Here is a 26,078-nt window from a genome sequence, read left to right on the forward strand (position 1 = left end):
GCTCATGCCAGCCAGCTGGGCTTGCTCTTGTTCAGGAAGGACTGCACACCTTCGCGCCCCTCGGCGCTGGCGCGGATGTCGGCAATGCGGCGCGCGGTGTCGTCGCGCAGCGCCGGCGTGATCTCGCGCTGCGCCACGTCCTGCACCAGCTTCTTGCAGGCGCGCACGGCGGCCGGGCCGTTGGCGCTGACAGCGGCGAGCAGCGCGTCGACCTTCTCATCCAGGGTCTCGGGCGTGGCCAGCTCATGCACCAGGCCCAGGCGCTGCGCCTCGGCGGCGCCGAAGCGCTCGGCGCTAACGAAATAGCGGCGCGAGGCCTGCTCGCCCAGCGCGCGCACTACATAGGGGGCGATGGTGGCCGGCAGCAGGCCCAGCTTGGCCTCCGAGAGGCAGAAGCCCGCGCCCTCCACCGCCACCACCATGTCGCAGGCCGACACCAGGCCCACGCCGCCGGCATAGACATCGCCATGCACGCGTGCGATCACCGGCACCGGGCAGCTGTAAATGGTCCACAGCATCTCGGCCAGGCGCGCGGCATCGGCATGGTTCTCGTCCCAGCTGTAGCCGGCCATGGCCTTCATCCAGTTGAGATCGGCGCCGGCGCAGAAGGCCTTGCCCTCGGCGGCCAGCACGATGGCGCGCAGGGTCAGGTCTTGCCCGAGTTCGGCAAACGCGGCCGTCAGCTCGGCGATCACCGTCTCGTTGAACGCGTTGCGCACCTCGGGGCGATTCAGGGTCACGCGGGCCACATGGCCCTTGCGTTCAATCTTCAAACTGCTGGTCGTCATACGATTTCCTTCGTCCGCAGCGGCTTCACCATCAGCACGCTGGAATAGCTCTTGCCTTCCCACTGCACCTCGCCCACCTGCTGGTAGCCGCGCTTCAGATAGCGCTGGCGCAGATGCTGGGCCGGGCTGGCGGTGTCGAGTGCCATATGGGCAAAGCCGCGCTCGGCGGCCCAGGCCTCGGCGGCGTCCATCAGACGCTCGCCCAGGCCCTGACCCTGGCAATCCGGGTCGACCGCGAACTGCGACAGGATGGCGGTGTCCTCGCGCAGGTACCAGGGCGTGTTGAGGCACCAGGCATCCTGTTCGGGGCGGTAGGGGCCGCGCACATTCACCGTGCCAACCAGCCGCCCATCCTGCTGCGCCACCAGGCAGCCGCCGGCGGCCACGCGCTTGGCGGTGACGTCCACGCTCTGGTCGGCGGCGGTGAAGTTCCAGCCCTGCGCGGCCAGCGCCGCATAGGCCTTGTGCAGCAGCGCGGTGAGCGCGTGCAGATCATCGTCGGCACGCAGGGGGCGGATGGGCGCTGGCGCGCTGGCGTTCAATGCGTCCATACCTTCAATCCGCGCTGCGTCTCCAGCGCATCAAAGTCCCGGTCCTTGTGCAGCAGGGCGTAGTCGTTCTCTATGCAGAAGGCTGCTACCAGCACATCGACGCTGCTGCGCACCGTGTGGCCCTGGGCACGCAGGCCGCGGTAATGCTGCACACCGGCCAGGGCCACGGCCTCCCCCACGCAGGGCTCGATGCTCAGCCCCTGCATCAGGAGGCTGGCCTGGCGCAGGTCGCGCTCATGCCGAAAGCCGCGCAAGACCTCGTAGAGCACCAGGTCCGGCACCACCAGGCGCACCTCGCCATGGCCCAGCAGCAGAGCCAGCTGCTCGACCGCCGGATGGCGCGAGCCGCGGAAGAAGTCGATCCAGACCGAAGAGTCAACGACCAGCATGGCGCTTCTTGCCGATGGCCGGCTTGGGTTCTTGGGCCGCCAAGGCGGCGGTCTCCGTCGGGGCCGTCCAATCCACCTCATCGCCCCCCTCCCAGTGGAGCTTGCCGCGCCACTTGAGGATTTCGCGATAGGCCGACTGGCGCGCAAGCAGACGCAGGCCCGCCTCCACGGCCTCCTTCTTGGTCTTGAAGGGGCCCGCCTGCAAGGCCTGCTCCATCAAGGCGTCATCGATCTCGATATTGGTGCGCATGATGTGTACCACATTGCGAATGTGTGCACATTTTACATCCGGAACACACCGAACTTGGTGTCCGGGATAGGCGCGTTGAGCGCGGCCGACAGGCCCAGCGCCAGCACGCGGCGGGTGTCGGCGGGGTCGATCACGCCGTCGTCCCAGAGGCGGGCGCTGGCGTAATAGGGATGGCCCTGGTCCTCGTACTGCTGGCGGATCGGCGCCTTGAAGGCTTCCTCTTCCTCCGCGCTCCAGGCCCCGCCCTTGGCCTCGATGCCATCGCGCTTGACGGTGGCCAGCACGCTGGCAGCCTGCTCGCCGCCCATCACCGAGATGCGCGCGTTGGGCCACATCCACAGGAAGCGCGGGCTGTAGGCGCGGCCGCACATGCCGTAATTGCCGGCACCGAAGCTGCCGCCGATGATGACGGTGAACTTGGGCACCTGGGCACAGGCCACGGCGGTGACCATCTTGGCGCCGGCGCGGGCAATGCCCTCGTTCTCGTACTTGCGCCCGACCATGAAGCCGGTGATGTTCTGCAGGAACACCAGCGGGATCTTGCGCTGGCAGCACAGCTCGATGAAATGCGCGCCCTTGTTGGCGCTCTCGGCGAACAGGATGCCGTTGTTGGCGACGATGCCCACCGGCATGCCCTCGATATGGGCAAAGCCGCACACCAGGGTGGCGCCGTAGCGGGCCTTGAATTCATCGAATTCGCTACCGTCGACGACGCGTGCGATCACCTCGCGCACATCGAAGGGCTTGCGCGTGTCGGTCGGGATCACGCCATGCAACTCGCTGGCGTCGAACAGCGGCGCACGTGGCGCCTGCATGGCCATGCCGATGTTCTTCTGCCAGTTCAGACGCGCCACCGACTGGCGTGCGATCGCCAGCGCATGGGTGTCGTTGTTGGCGAGGTGGTCGGCCACACCCGAGAGCCGGGTATGCACGTCGCCGCCGCCCAGGTCCTCGGCGCTCACCACCTCGCCGGTGGCGGCCTTCACCAAGGGCGGTCCGCCCAGGAAGATGGTGCCCTGGTTCTTCACGATGATGGTCTCGTCGCTCATCGCCGGCACATAGGCGCCGCCGGCCGTGCACGAGCCCATCACCACGGCGATCTGCGCCAGGCCCTTGGCCGAGAGATTGGCCTGGTTGTAGAAGATGCGGCCGAAATGGTCGCGGTCCGGGAAGACCTCGTCCTGGTTCGGCAGATTGGCGCCGCCCGAGTCCACCAGATAGATGCACGGCAGGTGGTTCTGCTCGGCGATCTCCTGGGCGCGCAGATGCTTCTTCACCGTGATGGGGTAGTAGGTGCCGCCCTTCACCGTGGCGTCGTTGCACACGATCATGCATTCCACGCCCGAGACGCGGCCGATGCCGGCGACGATGCCGCCGCCGGGCGCAGCGTTGTCATACATATTCAGGCCGGCCAGCGGGGCCAGTTCCAGAAACGGCGTGCCGGGGTCCAGCAGCATCTCCACCCGGTCGCGCGGCAGCAGCTTGCCGCGGGCGGTGTGCTTGGCGCGGGCGGCATCGCCGCCACCCTGGGCGATCTTCTCCAGCCGCGCGCTGAGGTCAGCAACGAGCGCCCGCATGGCCTCGGCATTGGCCTTGAAATCGGCCGAACGGGCATTCAGTTTGGTCGTCAAATGCGGCATGGTGTCTCCAGCGAGGCGTACAAACTGAGTACGGCTCAATTCATCCTGTTGCAGCGCCCACCCAGCTTGGCAGCACGCCTGTGAGGGCGCAAGGATAAGCCAGGCGGCGCCCCAAGGCAAGCCGGCCCGACAAAGACTTGAGCTTTACTCAATTTCCACGCAGAATGCGCCCCGTGAGCGCCATTCTCCCCGCCAACACCGCACGCCGGGCGCCCGTCAGCGCCCGCGCCTCGCAGCGCGTGCGCGACATCCTGCGCGTGGGCCGCGCGGTGTTTGCCCAGCGGGGCTACGAGAAGGCCACCACCACCGAGATCGCCAAGCAGCTGGGCATTTCCGAGGCCACGGTGTTCACCTACTTCCGCGGCAAGCGCGAGCTTTGCATGCGCGTGATCGCCGACTGGTACGACGAGATCATTGCCGCCATCGAGGGCGGGCTGCCGCGCGAGGCCTCGGTGCGCGAGCAGCTGGAGTTCGTGGTCCACACCCACCTGCGCCTGTTCCTGATCCAGGGCACGGGGCTGTGCGAGCTGGTGCTGTCGGAAGGCCGCAAGCGCGAGGCCGACATGACCAACGCCAAAGGTGCGGAACAGGGCGCCGAGTTCGGCGAGGCCTTCATCGAGCTGCAGCGTCGCTATACCGCACCGCTGATGGACCTGCTCTCGCGCGGCCAAGCGCTGGGCCAGGTGCGCCAGGACATCCCCTTGCGCATGCTGCGCTCGCTGGTGTTCGGGCCCATGGAGCACATGCTCTGGGAGGTCATCATCGCCGGGCGCCAAATCGATGTGGACCAGAGCGCGCGCGATCTGGTGGCGCTGCTGTGGCCGGCGCTGCAGGCGCCCGATGCCGAGCTGCAGGCGCTGCGCCGCCTGCGCAGCGAGATCCAGCAGGCCTTGCAGGGCAGCTGATTCACCCCGGGTTAGCCCGATGTTTCATGCCGACAGACCGGCTAGCATCGGCCCACTTTGCTCAGGAGGGTGAGATGAAGAAGAACGCTGCAAATCGCGCATTGGCCGCCTTGCCGGCTCTGTTGCTGACGCTGGGCCTGCAGGCCGGCGCCGCCCAGGCCAAGACCCTGGTCTATTGCTCCGAGGGTTCGCCCGAGAACTTCACCCCCGCACTCAACACCACCGGCACCAGCTTCGACACCATCCGCGGCGTGTTCGACAAGCTCACCGCCTTCAAGCGCGGCAGCACCGAGGTGGTGCCAGGTCTTGCCGAAAGCTGGACCATCTCGCCCGACGGCAAGAGCTATACCTTCAAGCTGCGCGCCGGCGTCAAGTTCCACAGCGTGCCCGGCTTCAAGCCCACCCGCGAGCTCAATGCCGACGACGTGCTGTGGAGCTTCGAGCGCCAGTGGAAGGCCGATCATCCCTATGCCAAGGTCTCGGGTGGCAAGTTCGACTACTTCGCCGACATGGGACTGAAGGACGACCTGTTGGCGGTGGAGAAGGTGGACCCGCTCACCGTCAGGATGGTGTTCAAGCGCCCCAACGCCACCATGCTGGCCAATCTGGCGATGGAGTTCGCCTCCATCCAGTCGGCCGAATATGCCGAGCACCTGGCCAGGCAGAACAAGAAGGAGCAGTTCGACCAGGTGCCGGTGGGCACCGGCCCCTTCAACTTCGTGATGTACCAGAAGGACGCGGTGATCCGCTACAAGGCCAACAAGGATTACTTCGGCGAGAAGGCCCTGGTGGACGATCTGGTGTTCGCCATCACCCCCGACCCGACCGCGCGCTACAGCAAGGTCAAGGCCGGCGAATGCCACTTCGCCGCCTACCCGCGCCCGGCCGACCTGCCCGAGATGCAGAAAGACCCCGCGCTCAAGGTCATCAGCGCGCCCGGCATGAACATCGCCTACTGGGCCTTCAACACCCAGAAGCCGCCCTTGGACAAGAAGGAGGTGCGGCTGGCACTGGCGATGGCGGTGGACAAGGCCGCGATCCTGAAGGACGTCTACCTGGGTGCCGGCCTGCCCGCCAAGAACTTCATCCCGCCCACCCTGATGGGCTACAACGACGCCATCAAGGAAATACCCTTCGACCCGGCCAAGGCCCGCGAGCTGCTGGCCAAGTCGGGGGTGAAGCTGCCGCTGGAAATCGACCTCTGGTACATGCCGGTGCAGCGGCCCTACAACCCCAACGCCAAGCGCATCGCCGAGATGATGCAGTCCGACCTTGCCAAGGTGGGCGTGACCGCCAAGCTGGTGAGCTTTGAGTGGGGCGAGTACCGCAAGCGCCTGCAGCAGGGCGAGCACATGACCGGCATGATGGGCTGGACCGGCGACAACGGCGACCCCGACAACTTCTTCTTCCTGCACGGCTGCGACGCCGCGCGCCCGGGCGGCCAGAACCTCGCCAAGTGGTGCCACAAGGGCTTCGACGACAAGCTCGAACAGGCCCGCGCCCTCACCGACAACAAGGCGCGCGCCAAGCTCTATGGCGAGATGCAGCAGATCGAGCACGACGAGGTGCCCGACTTCAAGATCGCGCATGGCGTGGTGTTCGAGCTGATGCGCAAGGAGGTCACGGGCTACAAGCAAAGCCCGTTTGGCGCGCACCTGTTCAACGGCGTGGACCTGAAGTAATCCCACATGCACAGGCAACGCCCGGCAGCCCTGCCGGGCGTTTTTCTTGCCTTAGCGAGCCCCCATGTTCAAGTTCCTGCTGCGCCGCCTGGCGCTCACCATCCCGACCTTCTTCGCGCTGATGTTCGTCACCTTTGTGGCGATACGCATGGTGCCGGGCGACCCGGTGGAGGCGCGCGTGGGCGAGCGCGGCATCTCGGCCGAGCGCCTGGCCTATTTCCGCCATGAGCTGGGGCTGGACCAGCCGGTGTGGAAGCAGTTCGCCGACTATTGCTGGCAGCTCCTGCAGGGCGATTTCGGCACCTCGCTGGCCACCAACGAGAAGGTGCTGACCGAGTTCCTCGCGCTCTTCCCCGCCACCATCGAGCTCTCGCTGTTCGCCATGGGCATGGCGGTGCTGATCGGCGTGCCGGCCGGCACGCTGGCCGCGGCCAAGCGCGGCAGCTGGTTCGACCAGGGGCTGATGGGGCTCTCGGTCACCGGCTACTCGATGCCCATCTTCTGGTGGGGCCTCCTGCTCATCATGTTCGTGGGCGAGCGCTGGGGCCTCACGCCGGTCTCGGGCCGGGTGGACCTGATCAAGTATTTCTACGAGCCCGTCACCGGCTTCATGGTCATCGACGCCTGGCTCTCGGGCCAGGCCGGCGCCGTGAAAGACGCGCTGCACCATCTGGTGCTGCCGGGCTTTGTGCTGGGCACCATACCGCTGGCGGTGGTCGCGCGCATGACGCGCTCGTCGATGCTGGAGGTGCTGGGCGAGGACTATGTGCGCACCGCGCGAGCCAAGGGCCTGCCGGCCTGGCGCGTGGTGGGCGTGCATGCGCTGCGCAATGCGCTGATCCCGGTGGTCACCATCATCGGCCTGCAGGTGGGCACGCTGCTGGCTGGCGCGGTGCTGACCGAAACCATCTTCTCCTGGCCCGGCATCGGCAAATGGCTGATCGAGTCGATCTCGCGACGCGACTACCCGGCCCTGCAGGGCGGCGTGATGCTGGTCTCGGCCGTCGTCATCCTGGTCAATCTCCTGGTCGATCTCAGTTACGGCCTCATCAATCCCCGCATCCGCCATGGCTGAGCTCGCTGCCCCTCCCTCCCGCATCAAAGCCTTCTGGTTGGCCTTTGCCGAGAACCGTGGCGCCGTCGCCGGCCTGGCCCTGCTCACCCTCATCATGCTGATGGCGGTGTTTGCCGATGTGATCGCGCCGCATTCGCCCACCGAGCAGTTCCGCGAGGCGGTGCGCGCCCTGCCGGCCTGGGAAGAGGGCGGCAGCGGCCGCTTCCTGCTGGGCACCGATGCGCTGGGGCGCGACCAGCTCTCGCGCCTGATCCATGGCGCGCGCATCTCGCTCTTCATCGGCCTGTCGGTGATGGGCGTGGCCCTAGTCGTCGGCGTGCTGCTGGGCCTGGCCTGCGTGAGTTTCGGCAATGCGGTGGACGTGCTCATCACCCGCTGCATGGACCTCATCATGGCCGTGCCCGGCCTGGTGCTGGCCATCCTGGTGGTGGCGGTGCTGGGCCCCAGCCTGGCCAATACCATTGTGGCGGTGACCCTGGTCTCGCTGCCGCGCTATGTGCGCCTGCTGCGCGCCTCGGCGCAGGCCGAACTGGGCAAGGATTACGTCACCGCCGCGCGCGTGGCCGGGGTGCGCAAATGGCGGCTGATGTTCGTCACCGTGCTGCCCAACTGCCTCTCGCCGCTGATCGTGCAAGCGGCACTGGGCGTGTCGGACGCGATTCTCGAAGCCGCGGCGCTGGGCTTTCTGGGTCTGGGCGCGCAACCGCCCACCGCCGAGTGGGGCACCATGCTGGCCGATGCGCGCGAGTTCATACGCTCCAACCCCTGGCAGGTCACCCTGCCCGGCCTGGCCATCCTCGTCACCGTGGTCGCGATCAACCTGACCGGCGACGGTCTGCGCGATGCGCTCGACCCCAAGATGCGCAGAACATGAAATCCTATGAATACGAAGTCAGTCTTGAGGTGGCCCAGCGCCGGGCCGCCCCAAGCGGGCCACGATCCCCACGGGGGATCGACTGGCGTACCCGCCAGGCGAGGGGCTGACATGTTGCTTGACATCAAGGGCCTGACGGTCCGCTTCGCGACCCGCGGCGGCGCCTTCACGGCCGTCGACGGCGTGGATCTGCAGGTCTCGCCCAACGAGGTGCTGGCCATCGTCGGCGAATCCGGCTCGGGCAAGTCGGTGGCCATGCTGGCGCTGATGGGCCTCTTGCCCTGGACCGCCAGCGTCAGCGCCGAGCGCATGGTGTTCGACGGCCATGACCTGAGCCAGCTGAGCCCGCGCGCACGCCGCCAGATCGTCGGCCGCGACATGGCGATGGTGTTCCAGGAGCCGATGAGCTCGCTGAACCCCTGCTTCACCGTGGGCTACCAGATCGGCGAGGCGCTGGCCGCGCACACCGATCTGGACCGCCGCGCGCGCCGCGCCCGCGTGATCGAGTTGCTGGAGCGCGTCGGCATCCCGGATGCGAGCAAACGACTGAATGTGTTCCCGCACCAGCTCTCGGGCGGCATGAGCCAGCGCGTCATGATCGCGATGGCGCTGGCCTGCCACCCCAAGCTGCTGATCGCCGACGAGCCCACCACCGCGCTGGACGTCACCATCCAGGCGCAGATCCTGGACCTGCTCTTGCAACTGCAGTGTGAAAACGGCATGGGCCTGGTGCTGATCACCCACGACCTGGGCGTGGTGGCCGAGACCGCGCACCGGGTGGTGGTGCAGTACGCAGGCCGCCAGGTCGAGTCGGCGGCTGCGGACACGCTATTCAGCAATCCGCACCACCCCTATACCGCCGCCCTGCTGGCGGCCCTGCCCGAGCATGCGGCCGAGGATGGCAGCAAGCTGCTGGCGGCCATCCCCGGCATGGTGCCGGGCCAGTTCGACCGGCCGCGCGGCTGCCTGTTCGCACCGCGCTGCGCCCATGCCACGCAGCGCTGTCAAGACCTGGCCCCGGCGCTGGCCGGCGAGGCGCTGGGGCGCGCGCTCTGCCACACCCCGCTGCAGGCCGGCGTGCCGCAGGAAGTCTCAGCATGAGTCAGCCAGAAGTCGTCTTGAGGGCGCGCGATCTGAAGCGCAGCTACGAGGTCAAACGCGGCCTGTTTGCCGGTAGCGCCAGCGTCCAGGCCCTGGGCGGGGTGAGCTTCGAGGTCGCGCGCGGCCAGACCCTGGCGGTGGTGGGCGAATCCGGCTGTGGCAAGTCCACGCTGGCGCGCCTGCTCACCATGATCGAGCCGCCCAGCGCCGGCAGCCTGCAGCTCAAGGGTGTGGAAGTGGCGACGGCCAGCGAAGAGCAGAAGCGCCTCTTGCGCCGCCAGGTGCAGATCGTGTTCCAGAACCCCTATGGCTCGTTGAACCCGCGCCAGACCGTCATCGACGCCTTGATGGAGCCGCTGCTGGTGAATGGCCTCGGCGACGCGGCCTCGCGCCGCGCCGAGGCCGAAGCGATGATGGCCCGCGTGGGCCTGCGGCCAGAGCAGGCCGCGCGCTATCCGCATATGTTCTCGGGCGGCCAGCGTCAGCGCGTGGCGATCGCGCGCGCGCTCATGCTCAGGCCCGAGGTGCTGGTGCTGGACGAACCGGTCTCGGCCCTGGACGTGTCGATCCGCGCCCAGGTGCTGAACCTGCTGGTGCAACTGCAGCGCGAACTGGGCGTGGCCTATGTGTTCATCTCGCACGACCTCTCGGTGGTGCGGCATATGGCCGACGAAGTGGCGGTGATGTACCTGGGCCGCATCGTCGAGCGCGGCCCGCGCGACGCGATCTTCGAGCACCCGGCCCACCCCTACACCCAGGCCCTGCTATCCGCCACGCCGACCGTGGACCCGGCGCTGCGGCGCGAGCGCATCATCCTGCAGGGCGAGTTGCCCTCACCGCTGAACCCGCCCAGCGGCTGCGCCTTCCATGCACGTTGCCCCAGGGCCGAGGCACGCTGCGCGGCCGAGGGTCAGGTCTTGCGCACGCTGGGCGGCCAGCAGGCTGTCGCCTGCTTCAAGGCCTGAACTGAACTCGAAATCAGAATGCCCTGTTCGCCTTGCAGTCGAAGGTGAAGGTCTTCGGCGTATCCAAGCTGCCATCGGCCTTCTGCGTGCGGTAGCTGAATTCGAACTTGGACGCGGCCAAGGACACCGACTCGGTGATGCGCGTGCCATCCGAGGCGGAATCGCTTTGCTGCACCGAGGTGACGAAAATCTCGCTCAGGACGACGGTGTAGTAGTCCGTGTCGCCCTTGCCAGACACCGAGCGGAACGCCAGCGTGCCCTTGGCAATGTGCTTGCCGGTCATCACCGCCTCCATCAGCTTCGGGCTGGCAATATCGATGGACTTCATCACGTTCACATCGCCACAGCTGACCTTGCCGGCGCCACCGCCACCGCCAACGCCGGTGGAGGCAGGATTGGAGAAGCCCTGGGAGTAGGAGCGGATCTCGATCCATTCCTTGTGCTTGGCATCGGTGGATTCGCCCTTGATGCCGTCGAGCTGCAGGAACACATCGGTGGCGGCCTGCGCTGGCAAGGAGCTGACTGCGACCAGCGCCCCAGCGAGCATCGGACGGGCCAGGCGGGAGCCCAACTTGGGCTTGGAATCGGCGGCATCTGACATAGGACCTCCTGAGGTAGGCAGTGCGCCGATTCTCAAGCGCCCCCCTAGCCACCACAAGCCCCTCCCCCTAGACTGGCCCCGCATGAGCCAAGACAGCTACGACAGCCTGCCCTACCCCGGGCATCCCTACCCGGACACGCATATTGCCCATCTGCACAGCCTCGGCTGTTGGTTCGGCCTGCGGCCGGCGCCGCCCGAGCAATGCCGGGTGCTGGAGCTGGGCTGCGGCGATGGCGCCAATCTCGTGCCGATGGCGGCGCAATACCCGGGCAGCCAATTCACCGGCCTGGACCTGGCGCGTCTGCCGATCGCCCGCGCCGAGGCGCTGGGCAGGCAGATCGGACTGCATAACGCCTCCTGGCTGGCCGCCGACCTGTGCGATTGGCAGCACCAGGGACCCTACGACTACATCATCGTGCACGGCCTCTACTCCTGGGTGCCGGCGGCGGTGCGCCAGGCCCTGCTGGCCTTGCTGGAGCGGGCGCTGGCGCCGCAGGGCATCGCCTTTGTCAGCTACAACTGCTATCCCGGCTGCCACCGCCGCGCCCAGGTGCGCGAGATGCTGCGCTACCACGTCGAGGGCATGGAGTCGGAGCAGGCCCGCCTGAGCGAGGCGCGCGCCCTGCTGCAGCTGCTGATCGGCGCGCGCGCCGAGACCGATGTGGCCGCGCAAGCCTGGCAGCGTGAGCTGGAACGCGCCGCGCGCAGCTCGGACGGCTCGCTCTTCCACGACGACCTTGCCGAGGTCAACCAGCCCTTCTACTTCCACGAATTCCTGGCCCAGGCCGAGGGCGCGGGCCTGCAGTTCCTGGCCGAGGCCGAGCTGCCCGCGATGGGCATGCATGGGCTCTCCGTCGAGGCGCGCGCGGCGCTGGGCCAGCTGGACCCGCTGGCGCGCGAGCAGTACCTGGACTTCGTGCGCGAACGGCGCTTCCGGCAAAGCCTCTTGTGCCGGCAAGACCTGACCCCGAATCGCCAGCCTGCGGCCGGCCAGCTGGCGGACTACCACATCAGCGCCGACCTCAAGCTGAAGGGCGAGCTGGACGCCGCCGCCCTGCACAGCCCGCAGACCGTGATGCGCGACGCGCTGCTGGCCCTGCAGGCGGCGGCGCCGCGCAGCCTGCCGGTGCCGGCGCTGCTGGCCAAGCTCATGCAGCTGCACGCCCCGGCCCACCATGAGGCCGGCCTGCTGGCGATCCTGCATGCCGGCTTGATGAGCGGGGTGGCGCGCCTGCATGCGCAGGCCCTGGCGCTGCCCGAGCAAGCGGGCGTGCACCCGGTGGCCAGCGCGGTGGCCAGGGCGCAGCTGCGGCAGGACCCCGCCTGCACCACCGTCACCACTCTGCGCCACGACCTGCTGGTGCTGGACCAGCCGGTCGTGCGCGAGCTGCTACCCCTGCTGGACGGCAGCCGCGACCGCGCCGCGCTGGCGGCTGCGCTCGGCCTGGATGCGGCCACGCTGGATGCCCATTTACGCACCCTGAACGACCTGGCCCTGCTCAGCGCTTGAGCACCCCGCCCCGCATGGCTACTATGGTCGCAAAGGCCCAGCCAGGCCCAGGAGGAGGCATGAAAGCAAGCGTAAGACTCGCAGGCGTAATGCTGCTGACGGCCTGCGCGGCCGGGGCCCAGACGCCGGCCGAGGCCGACTGGCGCTATCGCATCCAGACCGGCGACACCCTGATCGCCCTCACCGACGCCTATCTGCAGCCCGGCCATAGCTGGCGCGAGCTGCAAAATCTCAACCATGTGGCCGACCCGCTGCGCCTGCCGCCCGGCGGCGTGCTGCGCATGCCGCTGGCCTGGCTAAAGCGCGAGGCCAGCGTGGCCGAGGCCCTGTTCGTGCAGGGTCAGGTCACGCTGAGCCGGCCCCAGCAAACGGAGCAGCGCCTGCAGACCGGCGCCGAGCTGCGCAGCGGCGATCGCCTGCGCAGCGCCGCCCAGTCCTCGGCCAGCCTGCGCTTCGTCGATGGCTCGCGCCTCTTGATCCCGCCGCTCAGCGATGTGACGCTGGAGCAGCTGCTGGTGTATGGCCGCAGCGCCATCCCAGCGGTGCGCCTGCGCCTGCATGAGGGCGGCGCCGACAGCCAGGTCTTGCCCAGCGCCGGCCGGGTGCCGCATTACGAGATCCGCACCCCCAGCGTCAACCTGGGCGTGCGCGGCACCGAGTTCCGCGCCCAGGTGGACGGTGCGGCCGCGCGCCTGCAGGTGCTCAGCGGCACGGTCGCGGCCGATGGCCAGGCGGTGCCGGCCGGCATGGGCCTGCTGGCCGATGGCCAGGGCCGCCCGCGCAGCGCGGCCCTGCTGGCCGCACCCGATGTCGGCGCCCTGCCGGCGCTGTTGGAGCGCCTCCCGCTGCGCTTTGCCTGGAAGGCGTCGGACGGGGCCAGCGGCGGCTGGCGCGCCCAGGTGTTCGCGCGCGGCGACTTCACGCGCCTGCTGCTCGACCAGCGCAGCGACGCCGCCCAGGCGGCCTGGCCCGATGATCTGCCCGACGGCGACTACAGCCTGCGCCTGCGCGCCATCGACGCCCTAGGGCTGGAGGGCCGGGCGGCCGAGCACGCGTTCCGCCTCAAGGCGCGCCCGGAGCCGCCCTTCATCCAGGGCCCGGCGCCCGCGGCCAGGCTGTATGGCGAGGCCGTGGACCTGCACTGGACCATCAACACCCAGGCGCGCGCCTACCGCCTGCAGATCGCGCGCGACGCTGGCTTTGGCGAGCTGGTGCTGGAGCAGGCCGCGCTGAGCGGCAACAGCCACCGCGCCGCCCTGCCGCCGGGCCGCTACCACTGGCGCCTGGCCGCGCTGGCCGCCGACCAGGGCCCCTGGGGCGATGCGCAGCAGTTCGAGCTTATACCCGTGCCGCCCAGCCCGGCCCCGGCCGAGCCCGAGCTGAGCGGCGACGGTCTGCAACTGCGCTGGCGCGCCGAGGCCGGCGTGGCCCGCTACGAGCTGCAGTGGGCTGGCGACGCGGCCTTCAGCCAGGGCCTGCAAAGCCTGGCCAGCGAGCAGCCGGCGATCAGCCTGCCGCGCCCCGGCCCCGGGCGCTACTACCTGCGCCTGCGCTGCCTGGACGCCGACGGACAGGCCGGCCCCTGGGGCCAGGTGCAGCTGGTCAACGTGCCCTACCCGCGCTGGCTCTGGCTGCTGCCGTTGGCTCCGCTGCTGCTGGCGCTCTGATGCCACTCGGCCTGACCCGGCATCTGCAGCGCAGCGGCCGCCTGGCCATGCTGCCCCTGCTGGCCCTGCCGCTGGCCCTGCTGCTGTGGCTGCTCGCGCGCCCGCTGCTGCAGCCGCTGGAGGCGGCCCTGGAAGACCGTCTGCTGCGCGCCACCGCCCAGCCCCTGGTGGCGAACGAGCTGGCGCTGATCGACATCGACGATGCCTCGCTGCGTGCACTGCAGCCGCAGCTGGGCGACTGGCCCTATCCGCGCAGCGTCTATGCGCTGCTGCTCGACTATCTGCGCGATGCCGGCGCCGAGCTGGTGGTGTTCGATCTGGTGCTGAGCGGCACGCGCGAGGGCGACGCCGCGCTGGCGCGCGCGATGGCGCTGGGCCCGCCCACGGTGCTGGCCGCCGCCGGCCACCAGCAGGACACCGGCCTGCTGGAGCTGCAGCCGGCCGAGCTGGCCATGCTGCGCCGCCAGGCCATGCCCGCGGGTGGTGCCGCCCAGCCCTGGGGCGCCCTCACCCTGCCCGCCCCCGCCCTGCTGCTGAGCGCGCCGCCCGGCAGCCTGGGTCTGATCACGGCGCCGCTGGACGGCGACGGCGTGCTGCGCCGGCTGCCGCTCTGGCACCGCTTCCAGGGTCAGGTCTTGCCGGTGCTGCCGCTGGCCGCGCTGCAACGCCAGGGCAGGCCCCTACCGGACTGGCACCGCGATGCGCAGGGGCGCGTGCAGCTCAGGCTGCCCAGCCGCCTGGACGGCGTGCTGCCGCTCAGCTGGGCCCATCTGATGCAGGCCGCGCTGGGTGCCATCGACGACCCCGAGCAACGCCGGCTGCTGCGCGGGCGCACCGTCTTCATAGGCAGCAGCGCATTTTTTGCCGATGCCGTCAGCACCCCGCAGGGCCGGCTCTCCGGCGGCACCTTGATGGCCAGCGCCTATGCCCTGCTGGCGCGACAGCAGGTGCTGGCGCCCGCCGGCGCGCTATGGAGCGGGGTGCTGCTGCTGCTGGCCTGCGGCCCGGCCCTGCTGGGCTGCCGGGCCGCAGGCCCGCAAGGGCGCCGACTGGCGGCCCACTCGCTGCTGGCCTTGCTGCTGATGCTGGCGCTGGCCTGGGCTTTGGTGCGGCAGGCCTTGCTGATGCCGCCCCTGCTGCTGCCCCTGACCGTGCTGCTGCTGGCGCTGCTGCTGGCGGCGCTGGCCCAGCAGCGCTGGCATGCGCTCACCGAGCGCCAGCTGCGCCATGAGCGCGAAATGGCCGACGCCGCCAACCAGGCCAAGACGCGCGTGCTTGCCCATGTCAGCCACGAGATACGCACGCCCATGAATGCGGTGCTGGGCATGGCCGAGATCCTCGCGCGCACCGAACTCAGTGCCGAGCAACGCCGCTATGTGCAGGTGTTCCAGCAGGCCGGCCAGCAGCTCTTCGAGCTCATCAACGACCTGCTGGACAACGCCAAGATCGAGGCCGGCAAGCTGGGCCTGGCGCCGCATGCCTTTGAGCTGGCCGAGCTGCTCGGCCAGCAGATCGAGCTGCTGCGTCCGCGCGCCGAGGCCCAGGGCCTGTGGCTGCGGCTCGCCATCACGCCCGAAGCCCGGGGCTGGGTCTGGGGCGATGCGCAGCGCGTGGCCCAGATCCTTGCCAATCTGGTGGGCAATGCCATCAAGTTCACGCGCCAGGGTGGCGTCGAGGTGCATGCCTGGCGCGCTGCCGATGGCCGCCTGGCCCTGTCGGTGCAGGACACCGGCATAGGCATCGCCCCCGAACAGCATGAGCGCATCTTCCAGCCCTATGCCCAGGCGCATGCCGAGACCGCGCGCGAGTTCGGCGGCACCGGCCTGGGCCTGGCGATCACGCGCAGCCTGGTCGAGCTGATGGGGGGCCAGATCAGCCTCAGCAGCACGCCCGGCGCGGGCAGCCGCTTCGAGCTGCAGCTGGATCTGCCGCCCCACCCGGCGCCGCAGCATGCCGCGGCACCGCGCCACGAGCCGGGCCAGGCCCTGGCACCGCTGCGCCTGCTGCTGTGCGAGGACAACGAGGTCAATGTGCTGGTGATCTCGGCCATGCTGCAGCCGCTGGGCCATCAGATCGAGCTGGCCAGCGATGGTGAACAGGCGCTGCGCATGCTGCAGCAGGGCCGCTACGACCTGGTGCTGATGGACCTGCAAATGCCGGCGCTGGACGGTCTGGAGGCGACGCGGCGCTGGCGCGCCTGCGAGGCCGCCGAGGGGCGCCGGCGCACTCCCATCATCGCGTTCACCGCGAATGCCTTTGCCAGCGATGTGGCGCTGAGCCTGGAGGCGGGCTGCGATGCCCACCTCAGCAAGCCGATAGGTCGGCAGGCCCTGCTGCAGGCGCTGGCGCGCTGGGCTACTTGAACAACATGCGCAGACCCAATCCACCCAGCCCGAGCACCAGGCCCAGCACAACCAGGCCGCCCAGGTGTTCATGCACCAGCGGCACGCGGCCCAGCCAGTAGCCCGCGCCGATCAGGCCGCCCGACCAGGCCAGGCTGCCGGCCAGCGTGGCCATGGCGAAATGCCGTGCCGGCATGCGCGCCACCCCGGCCGCCAGCGGCGCAAAGGTGCGCAGCACCGCCACATAGGGCGAGATCAACAGGCTGGGCCCGCCCCAGCGGGCAAAGAATTGCTGGCCGCGCGCCAGCAGCGCGCGGTTCAGCCACCGGTAGGCATGACTCTCCAAATGCATGCCCAGCCGCAGGCCCAGGCGGTAGGCCAGCTGGCTGCCGCCCCAGGCGGCCAGCGCCAGCAGCGGCACCAGCAGCGAGGCGCTGAGGGCCCCCTGGGCGCACAGCGCGCCGCACAGGAACAGCAGCGGATCGCCGGGCAGGAAGAACAGCGGCGCCACGCCGATTTCGCAGAACACCAGCGCGAACAGCAGCAGGTAGACGCCCTGGTCGTAGCGCGCGATCCACTCGCTCAGCAGGGCGGTGAGGTCCATCAGCGCCTCCGGTACGACAGACCGTGCACCAGCACATGCTCGCAGAGCTTGAACAGCAGGTAGGCGGCGATCGCGGCGAAGGCGCTCAGCCACAGCTCCAGCAACTGCTGCAGGCCACCGTCCTGCAGGGCCTGCCAGCCATGCGTGCTCAGCAGACTGGCGTTGGCGCTCACCAGCCTCACCAGGTCCAGCGAGAGGCAGCCGAACAGCACGAAGCTGAGCGTCATCAGCGCAAAACAGGCCAGGCGGTGCTGGCCCAGCCAGTGGTGGAGCTTGCTGTGACCGTTGTGCATGGGCGTCTCCCTTCGTCCGCAAGCGCCCATCCTAGCCCTCCGGCCGTCTCATGCCTTGTCAAGCAAGGACGGGCGCGGCTGTGTATGCTTGCCGCCATCTTTGCCATCCACCAAGGGGACTTGGATGAACATCACGCTGACCGTCAATGGCAAGCCGGCGAACCTGGACGCCGACCCCGAGATGCCCCTGCTGTGGGCCTTGCGCGAGGATCTGCAGCTCACCGGCACCAAGTTCGGCTGCGGCATGGCGCTGTGCGGCGCCTGCACCGTGCATCTGGATGGCCAGCCGGTGCGCGCCTGCTCAACGCCCTTGTCGGCCGCGGCCGGCAAGAAGGTCACCACCATCGAGGGCGTGGGCAGCAGCAAGACCGGCCGCGCGGTGCAGCAATCCTGGCTGAAGCTCGACGTGCCGCAATGCGGCTATTGCCAGAGCGGCCAGATCATGAGCGCCTGCGCTCTGCTGGGCAGCAAGGCCGGGCCCAGCGACGCCGATATCGACGCGGCCATGAGCGGCAATCTGTGCCGCTGTGGCACTTACAACCAGGTGCGGGCGGCAATCCACGACGCCTCGGCCACCCTGAGCAAGGGGGGCTGATCATGCGCAGCTCACGCCGGGACTTTCTCGTCAAGACCAGCGGCGGTAGCGCCGCCCTGGTGCTTTCCTTTGCCCTGCCCCTGGCCGCACCCAAACGCGCCGCCGCAAGCACCAGCAACACCTTCACGCCCAACGCCTATCTGCGCATCACGCCCGACAACCGCGTCACCGTGGTGTGCGGCTCGGCCGAGATGGGCCAGGGCGTGCTCACCGCCATCCCCATGCTGGTGGCCGAGGAGCTGGACGCCGACTGGGCGCTGGTGAGCGTCGAGCAGGCGCCGGTGGACCAGGCCTACAACAACCCCATGTTCGGCATGCAGGCCACTGGCGGCAGCACCACCGTGCGCGGCCAATGGACGCCGATGCGCGAGGCCGGTGCCGCCGCGCGCGCCATGCTGGTGGCCGCCGCGGCCGAGACCTGGGGCGTCGATGCCGCCACGCTGCGCACCGAGCGCAGCCAGGTGTTCGGCCCGGGCGGCAAGCAGCTCAGCTATGGCGCGCTGGTGGCCGCCGCAGTCAGGCAGAAGGCGCCGGCCAAGCCCGCGCTCAAGTCCAGCCGCGACTTCAAGATCCTGGGCAAGCCCACGCGCCGCCTGGACAGCGCCGCCAAGATCCAGGGCACGGCGCAGTTCGGCATCGATGCACGCGTGGACGGCATGCTGGTGGCGGTGATGGCGCGCGCCCCGATTGCCGGCGCCAAACCCAAGGCGATGAACGAGGCCAAGGCACGCGCCGTCAAGGGCGTGCGCAAGATCATCAGCATCCCGAGTGGTGTGGCCGTGCTGGCCGATGGCTACTGGACCGCCAAGCAGGGCCGCGATGCGCTCGCGGTGCAATGGGATCTGGGCACCCATGCGGATCTCTCCAGCGCCAAGGTGCATGACATGCTGGTCTCGGGCGCCAACCAGGCCGAGGCGGTGGCGCGCGACGAGGGCAATGTCAAGGACGCCGCCGCCAACGCCGCCAAGACCCTCAGCGCCGAGTACGAGGTGCCCTATCTGGCCCATGCCTGCATGGAGCCGCTCAACTGTACCGCCTGGGTGAAGGGCGACGAGGTCACGATCTGGGCCGGCACGCAGAGCCAGGGTCCAGCCCAAGGCATCCTGGCCCAGGTGGGTTCGGTCACCCCGGCCAAGGTCAAGATCAACACCTTGCTGCTGGGCGGCGGCTTCGGGCGCCGCTTCGCGCCCGACTTCAGCATCGACGCCACCCTGCTCTCCAAGCTCAGCGGCAGCCCGGTGAAGCTGATCTACAGCCGCGAGGACGATATGGCGGCGGGCTACTACCGCCCGGCCGCGCTGGTGCGCTTCGAGGGCGCGCTGGACGAGCGCGGCCTACCCAGCATGTTGCGCGCCGCGGTGGCCAGCCCCTCCATCATGGCGGCCTCGGGTTTCATGCAGATCCCCGACAGCGGCGTGGACGCGATGGCGGTGGAGGGCCTGGCCGACCATCCCTACGAGATCGCCAACCAGCGCATCGTCTATGGCCGCGCCGAGCCTGGCCCGCAGGTCTGGTTCTGGCGCTCGGTGGGGCATTCGCAGAACGCCTTCTTCATCGAGAGTTTTATCGACGAACTGGCGCATGCGGCCAAGGCCGATCCGCTCAGGTTCCGCCTCGGCCTGCTGGCCAAGCATCCGCGCCTGCGCGGCGTGCTGGAGCTGGCCGCGGCCAAGGCCGGCTGGGGCAAGCCGGCGCCCCAGGGCGTGCATCGCGGCATCGCCGTGGCCGAGAGCTTTGGCAGTTATGTCGCCGAGATCGCCGAGGTCTCGGTGGCCAAGGACGGCACGCCCAAGGTACACCGCGTGGTGGCGGCGGTAGACTGCGGTCAGACCGTGAACCCGCAGACCATTGCACGCCAGATCGAGAGCGCCATCGTGTTTGGCCTCTCGGCCGCGCTCTACGGCAAGATCACCCACCAGGACGGGCGCGTGGAGCAGAGCAACTTCCACGACTACCCGGTGCTGCGAATGAGCGAAATGCCGAAGGTCGAGGTGCACATCGTGCCCAGCATGGAGGCGCCCGGCGGCATCGGTGAGCCCGGCACGCCACCGATCGCGCCGGCCGTGATGAACGCCATCTTTGCCGCCACCGGCGTGCGCGTGCGCAGGCTGCCGCTGGAGACGGTCGCGCTGGCCAGGGCCTGAGCGCTCAGGCCGCCGGCGGGTAGCCGGCCTCGGTCAGCAGCGCGGCCAGCTGGGCCTCGCTGAGCTGGCTCTCGACCTGCAGCTTGTGGCTGGGCAGGTCGAACTGCAGCTTGGCCTGGGCATCAAGCGCCTCGATGGCCTTGGTGATGCTGGCAACGCAATGGCCGCAGCTCATATCGGGCAGGGTGAATTCGGACATGGGGAACTCCTGTTGGTGCTGACAATCTAGAGCCTGCCATGATGGCAAGGTCAAGCCGGCGAGGTCAAAAAAAGGGCCGCCTCGCAGCATGCAAGGCGGCCCAGCCCCAGGAGCAGGGGATGAGGATCAGTAGCTGAAGCTGCCGCTCAGATAGAACTGCCGGCCCAGCGGGCTGGCATAGCGGCCGTCATAGCCGATCTGGTTGCCACCACCGGAGGTGCGGATCGACAGCGGCGGCGCCTCGTCGAGCAGGTTCTTGATGCCCAGCGTGACGGTGATGCCCTTGGCGACATTGGCGCGGGTCTGCCAGTCGAAGGTCGAGTAGGCCTGCACATCGCGCACGATGCTGGCGTAGGCACCGAGGCTGCCGTCGGCGTTGACGCTGCGCACCTTGCCATCACCGGCGTCCTGCACCGCATCGTGGTAGCCCGAGCGCCAGTTCCAGGCCAGCGTATGGCTGAACATGCCGCCGGTCTGCAGGTTCGCCGTGACGCGCTGGATGACGCGTGACACCGCGCTGTTATAGGCATCGAAGCGGCCCAGGCTGACCTCGATCTTGCCGGTGCCGTCGTCACTCTCGGCCTTCAGCATATAGGTGCCCGACCAGCCCACCGTCAGGCGCCCCAGCGCGGTGGTGGTGTGCAGGCTGGCGTCCCAATCGATGCCGCTATAGGTCGACCTGCCCAGGTTGAAGTTGGGCAGCAGCACCGCCAGCTTGTCCGAGCCGCGCGCCGCGTCATAGACGGTACGGATCAGGTTGTCATAGGCGGCCGGATTGGTGAAGGGGGCCGACTCGGGCAGGCCGACGATCTGGTTCTTCATCTTGACCGACCAGTAGTCCAGGCCGGCGGTCAGCTCGCGCGTGGGCTCCACGCGCAGACCCAGCGTCATGTTCCTGGACTCTTCGGGCTTGAGGCCGTTGGCGCCGGTCAGCGGGTTGCCGCCGCTGAGCAGGTCGTACTGTGTCGTGCCCTCGCAGTTGACCGCGCGCGGATCCGGTGCCTTGACCGGGCAGGGGTAGCTGCCGCTGGTATTGCTGCCGCCGGAGATGGCCTGCGTGATCAGGTCCATATTGGGCACCTTGAAGCCGGTGCCGTAGGAGGCGCGCACCATCAATGCGTCGATCGGCCGGTAGCGCATCGCCAGCTTGTAGGTCGCCTTGCTGCTGGCGTTGCCCTGCGTGGCCGGCGCCTGGAGCTTGCCGTCGAGGTCGAACACGAAGCGGTTGCGGACGGCGGTGTAGTCGTCATAGCGCAGCGCCGCCGAGGCCTCCAGGGTCTTATGCAGCGGCACCATCAGCTCGGCAAACGCGCCCCAGTTCTTGCGGTTGGCGCCCACCGGCAGCGCGCCGGTGCCGCGGCCGAACACGGCATCGGTGCCGCTGTGCAGGCTGTTAGGGCCCATGGCCAGCGCCGAGGGCGTGTAGTCGTAGCCCTGCTTGGTGTAGTCCAGGCCGGCGCCCAGCATGGCGGCGCCGCCCGGTGCCTTGAACAGCTCGCCCGAGGCGCGCGCGCTGACGATGTCCAGCTTGGTGGCAATGGTCTGGTTCCATTCCTTCAGCACGCAGGGCGCGAGCAGCGCGGTGTTGCCGCCCGAGGCGGCAAAGGGGTTGTACTTGCCGGCGGCCAGCAGGTCGTTGTAGCAGCTCTTGCGCATATAGCCGCCGTCGTACATCGTGTCCTGGGTGCTGGTCGAGTGCACGTAGGAGAGCGTGTAGTCGAAGTCCCGCAGCACGCCCTCGATACCCACGGCCAGGTGGCGTGCCTGGGTCTCGAACAGGTCGCTGCGGCCACCGGCGTCGACAAAACGGTTGTTGGTGGTGGCCTTGTTGACATTGACCGGGTCGATGCCGAACTGCGCCAGATAGGGCGCGACATAGCTCGCGTACAGCGGGTCGGCCAGGTTCAGGCCGATCGCCTGCGCCACCGGCGCGTGGCGCTCCTTCAGCGAGAACTTGGAGGCCACGCCCTCCATGAAGAGATTCGTGTCCTTGCCGATGCGCCAGTTGCCCGACAGGAACAGGCTGTCGCGCTTGCTGATCGGCACCAGCTGCACGGTCGAGGCATAGTCGAACTGGCAGGCCTTGTCGAGCAAGACCGTGGTCAGCACCGTGTTGCTCGCGCACTTGCCGTCCTTGAGGTAGTTGGGCGAGAAGGTGATGGCGCTGACCGAGGCATTGTTGGGGCCGGTGACCGGCGTCTTCAGGCCCAGCGTCACCGAGGCCGGCGTGGTGTTGCGCGCCGACTCGTACAGCGAGTAGGCCTTGCCCTCATGCGTGAAGGGCACGATGCCCGACTTGCCGAAATCCCGGTCGGCCGCATTGAGCTCCTTCTGCTCATCGCGTGCATAGGACAGCAACACATTGAAGCCGTCCTTCTCCAGATCGCCAAAGCCCTTGGACAGCGCAAAGCTGCCGGAGCGCCCACCCTTCTTCTGCGGGCTGTTGATGCTGGCGCTGACGCTGAAGTCGGTCTGGTTCTTGCGCAGGATGAAGTTCACCACGCCGGCCACCGCATCGGAGCCGTAGAGCGCGGACGCGCCGTCGGTGAGCACCTCCACCCGCTCCACCGCCGATAGCGGAATGCTGGACAGGTTCACCGCCGAGCCGGCGCTGTAGGAAGCCAGCCGCCGCCCGTTGAGCAGCACCAGGGTGTAGCTCGCGCCGATCGAATGCAGCGAGGCGTTCTGCACGCCGCCGGGGCCATCGCCGTTGACCGAGGCCGAGGAGGTCTGAAACCCCTGCATCGAGGGCAGGCCCTGGATCAGCTCCTCGGCGCTCGTGGCGCCGCTGCGCTCGATGTCGCCGCGCGTCAGCGTCTGCACCGGCAGCGCCCCCTCGCTGGCAATGCGCTTGATCGACGAACCGGTTACTTCCACGCGTTCCAGCGTGGCTTGTTGTGATGACTGTGCCAGCGCGGGTGCGCCAGCCGCCAGGGCCAGCCAGGCGGCCAGGGCGATCGGGTTGGTCTTGAACATGCTTGTCTCCTCTTGGTTGTGTGCGTTAGGTATTCTTCTAATATATTGTGAGCACATTTACACGAAAGCCAGCTAGGGAAAGCCCTTTGCATGGCCACGGCTTGACATTGACACCATGTCAAGCATCAGACTGTGCTCATGTTCTCCACCCTCATCCTCCCCATCACCGGCATGAGCTGCGCCTCCTGCGTCAAACGCGTGGAGAAGGCCCTGCTGGCCTTGCCCGGCGTGCAGGCCGCCGAGGTCAACCTCAGCACCGAAAGCGTCAGCGTCAGCGGCAACGCCGCCTTGCCGGATATGGCGGCCACGCTGGCGCGCGCCGGCTATGCCGTCGCCGAGCGCGAGCTGACGTTGCAGATCGGCGGCATGACTTGCGCCTCCTGCGTCGGCCGGGTGGAGAAGGCGCTGCTGAAAGTGCCCGGCGTGCTGCGGGTGAGCGTCAATCTGGCGCTGGAGCACGCCAGCGTCGGCATGCTCGCCAATGTGGACCCGGCCGCGCTGCTGGCCGCCGTGCAGCAGGCCGGCTACCAGGCCGCCGCCGGCGAGGCCAGCGGCGCCGATGCGCCACGCCCGGTGGACTGGCAGCACAGCGCCTGGCCGGTGCTGATCGCCGCCCTGCTGTCGGCGCCGCTGGTCTTGCCCATGCTGGCGATGCTGGCCGGCCGCCATTGGATGATCAATGGCTGGCTGCAGCTGGGCTTGAGCCTGCCGGTGCAGTTCTGGCTGGGCGCGCGCTTCTACCGGGCCGGCTGGGCCGCGCTGCGCGCCGGCAGCGGCAATATGGACCTGCTGGTGGCACTGGGCACCAGTGCCGCCTTCGGGCTCTCGGTCTACGAGCTGCTGCGCGAGGGCGCTTACAGCATGTCGCTGTACTTCGAATCCGCCGCGGTCGTGATCACCCTGGTGCTGCTGGGCAAATGGCTGGAGGCGCGCGCCAAGCGGCAGACCAGCGCGGCGATACGCGCCCTCAAGGCGCTGCGCCCCGAAACCGCGCGCGTGCGCCGCGCCGGCGTCGAGCTGGAACTGCCCATGGCCCAGCTGCTGCTGGGCGACGAGGTGATCGTGCGCCCCGGCGAGCGCATCCCGGTCGACGGCCTGGTGCTGTCCGGCGCCAGCCAGGTGGACGAATCGCTCATCACCGGCGAGAGCCTGCCGGTGGCCAAGGAGGCGGGTGCCCGGGTGGTGGGAGGCTCCGTCAACGGCGAGGGGCTGCTCGCGCTGCGCACCACCGCGCTGGGCGCCGAATCCACGCTGGCGCGCATCGTGCGGCTGGTGGAATCGGCGCAGGCCAAGAAGGCGCCGATCCAGCGCATGGTCGACCAGGTCAGCGCCTGGTTCGTGCCTGCGGTGCTGCTTGCCGCCCTCGTCACCCTGCTGGGCTGGGGTTTCCTGCGCGGTGACTGGACGCAGGCGCTGCTGAACGCGGTGGCGGTGCTGGTGATCGCCTGCCCCTGCGCGCTGGGCCTGGCCACGCCCACCGCCATCATGGCCGGCACCGGGGTGGCGGCCCGCCATGGCATCCTCATCAAGGACGCCGAGGCGCTGGAACTCGCCGCCAAGCTGGAGGTGGTGGCCTTCGACAAGACCGGCACGCTGACCCTGGGCAAGCCCGAGTTGCTGGCCTTCCACAGCGCCGCCGGCCTGGACGAGGGCCAGACCCTGGGCCTGGCCGCTGCCCTGCAGGCGGGCAGCGAGCATCCGCTCGCGCTGGCAGTGCGCCAGGCCGCCGCCCAGCGCGGCCTGGATGTGCCGGCGGTGCAGGGCCTGCGCGCCGTGGCCGGCCGCGGCGTGGCGGCCCAGCTTCCCGCGCAAGACCTGCCCCCGCGGGAGTTGCAACTCGGCAGCACCCGCTATATGCAGGAGCTGGGCGTGGATCTGGGCGCCATGCAGGCCGAGGCCACCGCCCTGCAGGCGCAGGGCCGCACGGTCTCGTGGCTGGCCGAGGGCGGCAGCCAGCCACGCCTGCTGGCCCTGCTGGCCTTTGGCGACCGGCTCAAGCCGAGCGCGGCCGCGGCGCTGGCCAGCCTGCGCGCGCTGGGCGTGCGCAGCGTCATGCTCAGCGGCGACAACCGCGGCAGCGCGGAGGCCGTGGGCAAGATGCTCGGGCTGGACGAGGTGCGCGCCGAGGTGCTGCCCGAGGACAAGGCCCGCATCGTCGGAGAGCTGAAGCGGCAGGGCCATGTCGGCATGGTGGGCGACGGCATCAACGACGCGCCGGCGCTGGCCGCGGCCGATGTGGGCTTCGCGATGGCCACCGGCACCGAGGTGGCGATGCAGGCGGCCGGCGTGACCCTGATGCGCGGCGACCCGGCCCTGGTGGCGCAGGCGATCTCGCTCTCGCGCCGCAGCGTGCGCAAAATCCACCAGAACCTGTTCTGGGCCTTTGCCTACAACGTGGTGGGCATTCCCCTGGCCGCGCTGGGTTATCTGAACCCGGTGATTGCCGGCGCGGCGATGGCTTTTTCGAGCGTGTCGGTGGTCAGCAATGCCCTGCTGCTCAAGCGCTGGAGACCGTGATGGAGCAAGAGATGTGCAATATCGGCGAGGCGGCCACGCGCAGCGGCGTCTCTGCCAAGATGATCCGGCACTACGAGTCGCTGGGCATGCTGCCCAAGGTGGCGCGTACCGAGGCCGGCTACCGGCTCTATTCCGAGCGCGAGGTGCATACGCTGCGCTTCATACGCCGGGCGCGCGACCTGGGCTTCTCGATCGCCGAGATCGGCGAGCTGCTCAAGCTCTGGCAGAACCGCCGCCGCGCCAGTGGCGACGTCAAGCGCATCGCGCTGGCGCATATCGCCGACCTGGAGCGCCGCCTGGCCGAGATGCAGGCGATGAAGCAGACGCTGGCGCAGCTGATCAGTTGCTGCCATGGCGACGAACGCCCCGACTGCCCCATCCTGGACGATCTCGCCGCCAGCGCCGGCTGA

23 protein-coding genes are annotated in these 26,078 nt (G+C 69.0%); 13 read left to right on the top strand and 10 right to left on the bottom strand.

From position 1 onward, the window contains the following. Window positions 1-2: 2 nt before the first annotated feature. Genes WG898_RS09150 through WG898_RS09170 form a run of 5 tightly spaced genes read right to left on the bottom strand, consistent with a single transcriptional unit; the run spans window position 3 to window position 3,618 of the window. Complete coding sequence (locus WG898_RS09150; RefSeq protein WP_339602464.1) at window positions 3-788, bottom strand: enoyl-CoA hydratase/isomerase family protein; 786 nt, start codon at window positions 786-788, stop codon at window positions 3-5. Then, window positions 785-1,339, bottom strand: a complete 555-nt coding sequence (locus WG898_RS09155; protein ID WP_339602465.1) for a GNAT family N-acetyltransferase — start codon at window positions 1,337-1,339, stop codon at window positions 785-787. The genes WG898_RS09150 and WG898_RS09155 overlap by 4 nt, the downstream gene beginning before the upstream one ends. Beyond that, complete coding sequence (gene vapC / locus WG898_RS09160) at window positions 1,327-1,728, bottom strand: type II toxin-antitoxin system VapC family toxin (protein WP_339602466.1); 402 nt, start codon at window positions 1,726-1,728, stop codon at window positions 1,327-1,329. Before vapC ends, WG898_RS09155 begins: the two co-directional genes overlap by 13 nt. After that, the gene (locus tag WG898_RS09165; RefSeq protein WP_339602467.1) at window positions 1,715-1,978 is read right to left on the bottom strand and encodes a type II toxin-antitoxin system VapB family antitoxin; all 264 of its coding nucleotides are present in this window, start codon (window positions 1,976-1,978) and stop codon (window positions 1,715-1,717) included. The genes vapC and WG898_RS09165 overlap by 14 nt, the downstream gene beginning before the upstream one ends. Window positions 1,979-2,010: 32 nt before the next feature. Beyond that, complete coding sequence (locus tag WG898_RS09170) at window positions 2,011-3,618, bottom strand: carboxyl transferase domain-containing protein (protein WP_339602468.1); 1,608 nt, start codon at window positions 3,616-3,618, stop codon at window positions 2,011-2,013. 164 nt (window positions 3,619-3,782) lie between these two features. Between WG898_RS09170 and WG898_RS09175 the strand changes: the two genes are divergently transcribed. The 6 genes from WG898_RS09175 (at window position 3,783) to WG898_RS09200 (ending at window position 10,220) form a co-directional block, all read left to right on the top strand. Beyond that, complete coding sequence (locus tag WG898_RS09175) at window positions 3,783-4,523, top strand: TetR/AcrR family transcriptional regulator (protein ID WP_444718928.1); 741 nt, start codon at window positions 3,783-3,785, stop codon at window positions 4,521-4,523. A 74-nt stretch (window positions 4,524-4,597) separates the two neighbouring features. After that, a complete protein-coding gene (locus tag WG898_RS09180; protein WP_339602470.1) occupies window positions 4,598-6,205 on the top strand; it encodes an ABC transporter substrate-binding protein in 1,608 nt (535 codons plus the stop codon). A gap of 64 nt (window positions 6,206-6,269) precedes the next feature. Continuing rightward, window positions 6,270-7,280 carry an ABC transporter permease subunit gene (locus WG898_RS09185; RefSeq protein WP_339602471.1) on the top strand — a complete coding sequence of 337 codons (1,011 nt, stop codon included), beginning with the start codon at window positions 6,270-6,272 and terminating at the stop codon, window positions 7,278-7,280. Next, complete coding sequence (locus tag WG898_RS09190) at window positions 7,273-8,154, top strand: ABC transporter permease subunit (RefSeq protein ID WP_339602472.1); 882 nt, start codon at window positions 7,273-7,275, stop codon at window positions 8,152-8,154. Before WG898_RS09185 ends, WG898_RS09190 begins: the two co-directional genes overlap by 8 nt. Before the next feature lie 111 nt (window positions 8,155-8,265). After that, window positions 8,266-9,255, top strand: a complete 990-nt coding sequence (locus WG898_RS09195; protein ID WP_339602473.1) for an ABC transporter ATP-binding protein — start codon at window positions 8,266-8,268, stop codon at window positions 9,253-9,255. Next, window positions 9,252-10,220: an ABC transporter ATP-binding protein gene (locus tag WG898_RS09200; RefSeq protein ID WP_339602474.1), complete on the top strand. Its 969-nt coding sequence runs from the start codon at window positions 9,252-9,254 to the stop codon at window positions 10,218-10,220. Before WG898_RS09195 ends, WG898_RS09200 begins: the two co-directional genes overlap by 4 nt. 13 nt (window positions 10,221-10,233) lie before the next feature. On the opposite strand, the gene WG898_RS09205 is transcribed toward WG898_RS09200, so the two are convergent. Beyond that, window positions 10,234-10,821, bottom strand: a complete 588-nt coding sequence (locus WG898_RS09205) for an Hcp family type VI secretion system effector (protein ID WP_339602475.1) — start codon at window positions 10,819-10,821, stop codon at window positions 10,234-10,236. An 82-nt stretch (window positions 10,822-10,903) separates the two neighbouring features. Here WG898_RS09205 and WG898_RS09210 point away from each other — a divergent pair, with 82 nt between their 5' ends. From WG898_RS09210 to WG898_RS09220, 3 genes are read left to right on the top strand one after another with little or no spacing between them, the layout of a single operon-like run. Continuing rightward, the gene (locus WG898_RS09210; protein ID WP_339602476.1) at window positions 10,904-12,331 is read left to right on the top strand and encodes a methyltransferase regulatory domain-containing protein; all 1,428 of its coding nucleotides are present in this window, start codon (window positions 10,904-10,906) and stop codon (window positions 12,329-12,331) included. A 59-nt stretch (window positions 12,332-12,390) separates the two neighbouring features. After that, window positions 12,391-13,998, top strand: a complete 1,608-nt coding sequence (locus WG898_RS09215) for a FecR family protein (protein WP_339602477.1) — start codon at window positions 12,391-12,393, stop codon at window positions 13,996-13,998. After that, window positions 13,998-16,361, top strand: a complete 2,364-nt coding sequence (locus WG898_RS09220) for a CHASE2 domain-containing protein (protein ID WP_339602478.1) — start codon at window positions 13,998-14,000, stop codon at window positions 16,359-16,361. The genes WG898_RS09215 and WG898_RS09220 overlap by 1 nt, the downstream gene beginning before the upstream one ends. On the opposite strand, the gene WG898_RS09225 is transcribed toward WG898_RS09220, so the two are convergent. After that, a complete protein-coding gene (locus WG898_RS09225) occupies window positions 16,354-16,944 on the bottom strand; it encodes a DedA family protein (RefSeq protein ID WP_339602479.1) in 591 nt (196 codons plus the stop codon). The two genes, WG898_RS09220 and WG898_RS09225, sit on opposite strands and share 8 nt — an antisense overlap. Beyond that, entirely contained in the window at window positions 16,944-17,237 is a 294-nt protein-coding gene (locus WG898_RS09230; protein WP_339602480.1) for a hypothetical protein, read from the bottom strand. The genes WG898_RS09225 and WG898_RS09230 overlap by 1 nt, the downstream gene beginning before the upstream one ends. A gap of 124 nt (window positions 17,238-17,361) precedes the next feature. On the opposite strand from WG898_RS09230, the gene WG898_RS09235 reads away from it, so the two are divergent. Both WG898_RS09235 and WG898_RS09240 read left to right on the top strand, forming a co-directional pair. Continuing rightward, window positions 17,362-17,832 carry a (2Fe-2S)-binding protein gene (locus WG898_RS09235; RefSeq protein WP_339602481.1) on the top strand — a complete coding sequence of 157 codons (471 nt, stop codon included), beginning with the start codon at window positions 17,362-17,364 and terminating at the stop codon, window positions 17,830-17,832. A 2-nt stretch (window positions 17,833-17,834) separates the two neighbouring features. Then, entirely contained in the window at window positions 17,835-19,976 is a 2,142-nt protein-coding gene (locus tag WG898_RS09240) for a xanthine dehydrogenase family protein molybdopterin-binding subunit (RefSeq protein WP_339602482.1), read from the top strand. Between the two features lie 4 nt (window positions 19,977-19,980). Here WG898_RS09240 and WG898_RS09245 read toward each other — a convergent pair whose 3' ends face one another. Next, a complete protein-coding gene (locus tag WG898_RS09245) occupies window positions 19,981-20,175 on the bottom strand; it encodes a heavy-metal-associated domain-containing protein (protein ID WP_339602483.1) in 195 nt (64 codons plus the stop codon). A gap of 126 nt (window positions 20,176-20,301) precedes the next feature. Beyond that, window positions 20,302-23,151 (bottom strand): TonB-dependent receptor domain-containing protein, encoded by a 2,850-nt coding sequence (locus tag WG898_RS09250; protein ID WP_339602484.1) that lies wholly within the window; start codon window positions 23,149-23,151, stop codon window positions 20,302-20,304. Window positions 23,152-23,289: 138 nt separating this feature from the next. Between WG898_RS09250 and WG898_RS09255 the strand changes: the two genes are divergently transcribed. Both WG898_RS09255 and cueR read left to right on the top strand, forming a co-directional pair. Then, complete coding sequence (locus tag WG898_RS09255) at window positions 23,290-25,668, top strand: heavy metal translocating P-type ATPase (RefSeq protein ID WP_339602485.1); 2,379 nt, start codon at window positions 23,290-23,292, stop codon at window positions 25,666-25,668. Then, window positions 25,668-26,078: a Cu(I)-responsive transcriptional regulator gene (gene cueR, locus WG898_RS09260; protein ID WP_339602486.1), complete on the top strand. Its 411-nt coding sequence runs from the start codon at window positions 25,668-25,670 to the stop codon at window positions 26,076-26,078. The genes WG898_RS09255 and cueR overlap by 1 nt, the downstream gene beginning before the upstream one ends.

This window comes from Paucibacter soli, from assembly GCF_037482845.1.
GTDB lineage: Bacteria > Pseudomonadota > Gammaproteobacteria > Burkholderiales > Burkholderiaceae_C > Paucibacter_B > Paucibacter_B soli.